The sequence below is a fragment of the Shuttleworthella satelles DSM 14600 genome (genome assembly GCF_000160115.1).
GTDB lineage: Bacteria > Bacillota > Clostridia > Lachnospirales > Lachnospiraceae > Shuttleworthia > Shuttleworthia satelles.
On the sequence record NZ_GG665866.1, the window covers coordinates 1367025 to 1374265 of the forward strand.

General features: G+C 50.2%; 2 protein-coding genes and 1 tRNA gene. All 3 read right to left on the minus strand.

The annotated features are described in order from the left end of the window. Positions 1 to 20: 20 nt before the first annotated feature. The gene (locus GCWU000342_RS06165) at positions 21 to 4889 is read right to left on the minus strand and encodes a glycosyl hydrolase family 95 catalytic domain-containing protein (protein ID WP_006906472.1); all 4869 of its coding nucleotides are present in this window, start codon (positions 4887 to 4889) and stop codon (positions 21 to 23) included. 480 nt (positions 4890 to 5369) lie between these two features. Further along, on the minus strand, positions 5370 to 6521 hold the full coding sequence (locus GCWU000342_RS06170) for an aldo/keto reductase (protein WP_045000396.1): 1152 nt from the start codon (positions 6519 to 6521) through the stop codon (positions 5370 to 5372). 120 nt (positions 6522 to 6641) lie between these two features. Beyond that, positions 6642 to 6714: transfer RNA gene (locus GCWU000342_RS06175), tRNA-Trp, on the minus strand. Between the last annotated feature and the right edge of the window lie 527 nt (positions 6715 to 7241).

Genomic DNA, 7241 nt, shown 5'->3' on the forward strand with positions numbered 1-7241 from the left:
CGCAGAAAAATCGGCCGGGATTACCTTCTGATTTTCTGATTCCCCCTTCTCTTCTTCAGCAGCAGGGCGATTGCTGACAGGGACAGAACCAGGCCGACAGCCTCCGGAATCATTGGCGCCAGATCTCCTGTCTTCGCCGCTTTCGCACTGACTCCAGCCGTCCGTCCGGCTTTCTTCGACGGATCGGCTGTCAACCGCTTTTGCCCGCTGGAGAGATTGCCCTGATTCTGACCTGATCCCCCATCGCCTCCTTGCTTTGACGGATCCGATGCTTTTGCCTCTTCCTTCTGAAGAGCTTCCATTGCCTTTTGCAAATCGAGGACTGCCGCGTCAATGAGAGGCTGATCGTAAAGGGAGATCTCCTCATTTGCCATGAGAGCCTCCGCCTTCGAGAGAGCGCTTTGCAGCTCATTTATATTTTCCTGTCTGTATCCCGACAGATCTACTGCCTTCGCTTTTTCGATGGTCTCCTTCAGAATCGCCTTGTCCGCCTTGGGCTGAAGCCTGATCATCGCCTCCGCGAGAGCCTGTCTCGCCTGGTCGACATCTTCCTGCCTTGCCGACGGGTCTGCGAGCATCCTCTTTGCCGCATGGACCGCCTCCTCAAAGGCGTTCCATCCCGCGCTGAGATAGTTCTCTTTTTTGTAAGAGGCAGTCGCGTCCGTCAGTGCCGCAAGCGCTGTCTTGTCTCCCTTCTTGACCAGAGCTTTTGCCGCGTCGAGAAGTGCCTGATCCGCTTTCAGGACATCTGCCTCTTGCGCGTCCTCATCCTCAATGACCTTTTTGGCATTCGCAAGAGCCTCTGAAAAGGCATCTTTTTCTCTTCCATCGATATACAGATCCAGATCCAGCGCCCTGTATAAGCTATCGTGATTTCTGAGCTTTGTCTTATCGCCTGCCTTGAGGCCCAGCCTCTGAATTTCCTCAATCAAAGCGGCTGTCGTATGATCGATGGTATCCTGACTGGACTGAATATTGGAGCTCACAGATTTCGCATAGGCAAATACCTGCTGAAAACTCTTCTGTACACTCGGAATTGCCTTGCTGACATCTTTATTATCCACACTCTTTTGGGCCACAGAAATGACCTGGTCGAGTCCGGCCCTGTTTGTGGTCACCTTGTCCTTCAGATAGAAGAGACGGAAGGCGTCGACGCCGATCATTCCATAATAATCATATTGCCATGCCTTGTTGATCTTGAGTCTTACCTTGTCAGACTCGAATTCATCAAACGAAAAGACCTTGGACTGAGCCCCTAAAGAGGCCCCCTTGACTGCCGCAACCCACTCGCTTCCATTCCAGTATTCAATATCCATGTCCGCGATATCATAGTAATTCTTATAGAACCAATCCAGCGCCACTTCTGCTGTGTTCACTTTCACCGGTTGATCAAACTGAAGCTCCAGAAGAGTCGGGAAGTTTGTCGGGTACCATGCACTGCCATTCTTCCCATCCAGCGCCTTCTCCAGGCCTGCCGAATCGCCTGACGTCCCCTTGTCCGTAACAGAGCTGTGGTTCTGCTCAATACCCTCCGCCGTGTTCAGGGCCTCCTGGCTCAGATACTCCGCCGTATAGACCTTACTCATCTGACGTCTTCCCAGGAAGAGAGCGGCCTTTACCGTCTCTTTGGACCTTGTAACCGGGAAGGCTTCCCTGTACTCATCAGAGAACCACATCGGATCATTTCCGTCCGTCGTGTATCTGATCTGAAGATCGTCAAACTCGCTGGAGATCTCAATCTTATCATCGGAGCTGAGCGTGAGCTTGTTCTCCGGGCCTATTCGCAGGGTCAGTCTGTCCCACAGACCCAAAAGAGCATCCTTGGCGTGGTTGACGCTTTCCTGCATCAGCTCCAGTTGACTGACGCCGCACTCTTTGTCTTTCAAGAGCGCCTCAGCCGCATCCGTCTGCTTCTTCAGATCAGCGGCTGTCTTGATATAGCTTGCCCATTCCTCCTTTACATCTCTTTGATCGTAGACTTTTCTCGCCTCGTCATAGGCATCCCGCAGGGACATGGCGGCCTCGCCGACACGGATCGCCTTGCTTAAGCTCTGTGACTGCTTTTCATAGTCCTCCGCTTTTCCTTCCGCGATCACCTTCTCTGCTTCCTGAATCAGTTCATCCAGATGGGTCTTCTGTTCTGAAAGGAGCTGGCCCTTCATCTTCTCGGAGAGCTCCCTGGCCCTGTCGATGACACTTTTCAGCTTGTCGGGTGACGCATTGTAATCGATGGTATAGGTCTCTCCCGCCTCCGTCGCAAAGGAAATCTTATCGTTCGAAAGGACCTGGGGCGTCAGCTTGGAGCCGTCCGATTTTCTGATGCTGCAAGCGGCGATATCTTTATATTCTCCTGTAAATATGCCCCCGTTTCTCGATGTGATCTCAAAGCGGTCCGCTTTTCCGTTGGACCAGTCCATATTGATCTCAAAGTTGCCTCTTGCGACAATGCCCTTGACATGTCCTGTGCTCCACTGATCCGGAAGCGCGGGCAAGAACTGCACATATCCCAGCTGACTCTGAAGCAGCATTTCATTGACGCCGGCCGTATAGCCGAAGTTTCCGTCGATCTGGAAGATCGGTTTTTCCTTATAATTCGCTCCGCTTCCGTGGGAACAGAAGAGGTTTGTCAGGAATCCGGAATTTCCGCCTCCAACATCTGACTGCACGAGCTTAAAGGCCTCTTCGGCATGCCCTGTACGGGCCCACAGATTCAGCTTATGGGCCTTTGACCAGCCTGTCGCGTCCAGTCCTCTCTCTTTCAGCGATACGATTGCCGCGTTCATATATTCCGGCTTGTCTTTGCTGATCAGATTACAGGGATATAACGCCATCAGATGCGACAGGTGACGATGCGGCGGCTGCACTCCCGAGTTCTGCGCGCCGAGACTCTGTCTCCACTGAGGAATATCAATTTCCGGAAGATTTCCCGCCTGCGCTTTACCGAAAGAGGTCTCTTCAAACCACTCCTTGACCTGTCCGCTCTTACCAACGATAACCGGATCCAGCTTGGACTGCTTTTCTTTCCACTCCGCTACCAGATCGCCGTCAAGCCCCAATGTCTCCGCCGCGTGAATGGTATTCTCCAGATGCTGCCAGATAAACTGCTGATCATAGGACGCCCCATTGACAATCGGCCCGTTTTCCGGGGAATAAGAGGGGGCGGATACGTAGCGCTGCTGATACTCACTCCAGTAGAGAGCCTTGTTCCAGAAATTAGCGACCTCTTTCATCGAGGGATATAACTGCCGCAAATACTGAGTATCTCCGGTATACAGATAATATTCATAAGAATTGAGGAGAGCCCAGGCTGAGCCGATCGGATTCCATCCCGCCGCGTTATTCTTCTGTCCCAGGGCCGAGAACATATAGGGTGTACTGAAGCATCCCACGAGCCATCCGTTTTCTTCTCCTTCCCGGCTCTTGATCCCATAGGAAGCTGCCGCCGCATTGCGTCCCGCCTCCTTGAGAACATTCAGAAAGTCATTGTAGGGCTTCATGCATTCACCCAGATTACTTGCCATGGTCGGCCAGTAATTCATCTGAACATTGATGTTGAAGTGATAGTCCCCATACCATGTGAAGAAGCCTTCTCCCCAGACGCCCTGAAGGTTTGTCGGAAGAGATCCCTCTCTGGATCCGGCTATGGTCAGATAGCGTCCGAACTGATAGCACATCACCTCCAGCGCTCTCTGCTCTGCCGACATCGGAATCTGTCCTCCATTGTTTTCCACCATGTTGCGGTATCTGCGGATCAGTTCATCCGTGGGAATCTGCGGGATTTCTTCATCAAATCCCAATTCCATGCGGGAAAAGAGCGCGGAATGATCCTCCACATGATCCTTTTTCAGGACCTGATATCCCTTTTTCGCCGCGGCCTGAATTCTCTTTTTCACTGCCTTGTGCGGATCCTCTCCGCGGAAATTTGGCAGCTCCATCTTGTAGTCTGTGCCGCAAGCGAAAATCAATGTGACCGCGTTTGCCCCGGATACACGGATTGCCGGCTTCCCATCGTTTTCATCGCTGGAGATGCTTCCTCCCTCGTTGATGACCTTCAGCTGCGCTTCCGCTTTCAGTCCGTTTCCTCTCAGGGCATCGCGCATTGTAATTGTGTCGCCACGAACAACATTTGTATAGGCGTCTCCCCCGATCAAATTCTCAAGATTGGTCTTAAAGCTGATTTTCCCATCCTTATCCGCGCTCAGACGCACGGCCATGATGTTGTCCGGATAGCTGTTAAAATACTCTCTGCAGTAGTGAACCCCCTCATAATCGTAGCTCACGGTCGCCAGGGCAGTTCGCATATCCAGATCTCTGACATAATTCGTCACCTTGGAAGGATCCTGGTCATTTGAAATATACAGATTGGCATAATCTGTCGGGGCGTCATAGCCCTTCAGATCTCCCATCAGCTTATTCAGCGCGTCCATTGCCTCCCCTTTTGTATCGGTTCCGCTCGCCTGATAGGAGTTTTCGTCAAATCCGAAGACATGCTCAGACTTATCATCCAATTTCTGACGAATTTCATTCAGATTGTCTTTGATCTTCTGAAGGTCCTCTTCTGTACTGATCGGATTCGTTGTGCCATAGCTGTAGGTGGACTTGCCATCCGGCCCGCCCTCCCAGACCGTTTTTTCATTGATATGAATTCGATCCTGGTTGATGCCCCCAAAAACCAGGCCACCCATATAACCATTGCCAATCGCCAGCGACTGTGTCTGCCAATCGCTCGCCGGCTTGTCATACCAGAGCCGCAAAAGATTGTCGGATTTCGCGTTGTTTTTACCTGTGACCCCTCCTGCTTCCCCTGCAAAAGCACTTGTCGGGACAAGAGAAACAGCTATTGCCGCAGCTGTGATCAATCCGATCCAGCTTCGAAACTTCCTTCCCAATTTTTACCTCCCACTTTCTTACATACAGATGATTTCCTGTGTGTTTTCACACCCCTCTTTCCATCTACATCCTTCAAAACATCTTTGCCTGTGCATCCCCCCTTCTCTTCCTGTATTCCCGCGAACAGCAATCCCCCTTCTGCGCAGCGGACGGGAATGCCCCATTCACGCGATAAACAGGAGTACCTTTATTGTTGATTGTCAGCCAGGTCAAAAAGGCCTAAACTGCAAAAAACCACGGGTTTAACCGCCAGGTATTATGAAAATCAATAAAAATCAACATAGTACCGAAGGAAAAACCACATGGTTCAAACTCATATTACATGGTATCAGTGAAAATTTCCACCCCAATTTTCAGGTGAATTCTATCGGGGATTTTCAGGGTATTTTTAGCAGAAATTTGGGCAGAAATTTTGAGACGCGAATATTTTCAGCTCCCCTGTTTTCAGATAATTTTAACCACAAAAGAAACAGTGCCTTTTAATCCTTATGGGATTCAAACTCCTTCGCGACATCCACAAGCAAGTCCCGAATAGGAAGATGCTGCGGGCATACCTTCTCGCACTTCCCACATTTAATACAAGATGACGCAGACCCGTGTCCGTTCGCCGTCAAAACCGTCTGATAGTAGAAATCCTGATTCCAGGAATCAAACTGTCTCTTGCCGTTGAGGCAGGAGAAAAGGTCCGGAATCAAAATATCCTTCGGGCAATGGTTCTCCTCCACACAATAGTGACAAGAGGTACAGGGGATCAGGTTCTGGTCCAGAAAAATCCTGCGAACCTCTTCGATTGCCTTCTTTTCTTCCTCCGTCAGGTGCCTGTAATCTGTCATGAAAGAGAGATTGTCCCTCATCTGTTCCATATTGCTCATGCCGGAGAGGACCATAACCATATTGTCCGGATCCGCCGCAAAGCGAATCGCGTATGAGGCATTGCTCAGATGCTTTTCGGAATCCTTCTGCAGCGCGTCAAAGATTTTCTGCGCCTTCTCCGGAAGCTGGATCAGCCTTCCTCCTTTGACCGGCTCCATAACAATAACCGGTTTCTGATGCCTGACACAGACCTCATATACCTTTTTTGACTCCACTGTCGCGTCCATGTAATCAGCGTAATTGTACTGGATCTGAACGACCTCAATCTGCGGGTTCTCCTCTAAAATCCGGTCCAGAACCTCCGCTTTATCGTGAAAAGAGAGACCGACATGGCGGATCTTTCCCTCTCTCTTCAGGTCAAAACAGGTCTCATAGGCGTGACACTTCCTGAATTTCTTATAATTCTGGGCATTCTGGGCATGGAGAAGGTAAAAATCAAAATAGTCCACTCCGCAGGCCTCAAGCTGACTCTGAAAGAAGGGACGAATGTCTTCCTCACACTTAAAGTAAGAATCCGTCAATTTATCTGTCAGGAGGTAGGACTCCCTGGGATAGCGTTTGGTCAAGAAGTCCCTGATCGCCAATTCTGACTTGCCGTCAATGTAGCCGTGAGCTGTATCAACATAATTAAATCCGGCTGCCAGAAAGAGGTCGATCATCTCCTTACACTGTTCAAGATCAACCTGCTCATTCTCCAGCATGGGCAGGCGCATACATCCAAAACCAAAGTTCTTCTTAATCTCCGGGAACCAGTTCATCGAACACCTCCTCTACCTTCTCTATACATATTACACCCTTTCACCGCCGCATGGCATCGTCGCCTCCGGGCAAATGCGCAAAGAAAAAGAAGATCTGACACACAGATCTTCTCCTCTTGACAGGGGCAGAAGGACTCGAACCCTCGACATTCAGTTTTGGAGACTGACGTTCTACCGACTGAACTATACCCCTATTTATGCATTGAGCATGTCGGCTCAACGAAAGATATTGTATCACAAGATTTGCAAAAAAGGCAAACCTTCTGAAAAAGAGACGAGCCCTCAGGCTCGTCTCCGCGAATACCTTCAAAACTTCATACAGATGAATTGCAAACCGCGGATCTTTACTCACACTCTTCGAAAATGGTCATCTCGCATTCGCGACTTCGTCGCTTCTGCTCGATGTGTTTGCTTCGCAAACTCTCTCAGAAAGAAAGCATGCTCTTTGAATGCGAGCATTCTCGCTTTGCTTTCTTCCATTTTCTACGAAAGCGGTCACCTCGAATCCGCGTCTTCGACGCTTCTTCTCGGTGCATTTGCTGCGCAAATGAACTCGCTCGAAAACAGGTCGCTCCAAGCGCAAGCGCTCTCGCTCCTCTTTTCCTGCTCGTCCGCTTTCTTCGCTTTTGGTCAAGCCTTCGATCGATTAGTGACAGTCAACTGAACACATTGCTGTGCTTACATCTCTGCCCTATCTACCTTGTACTCTGCAAGGGATCT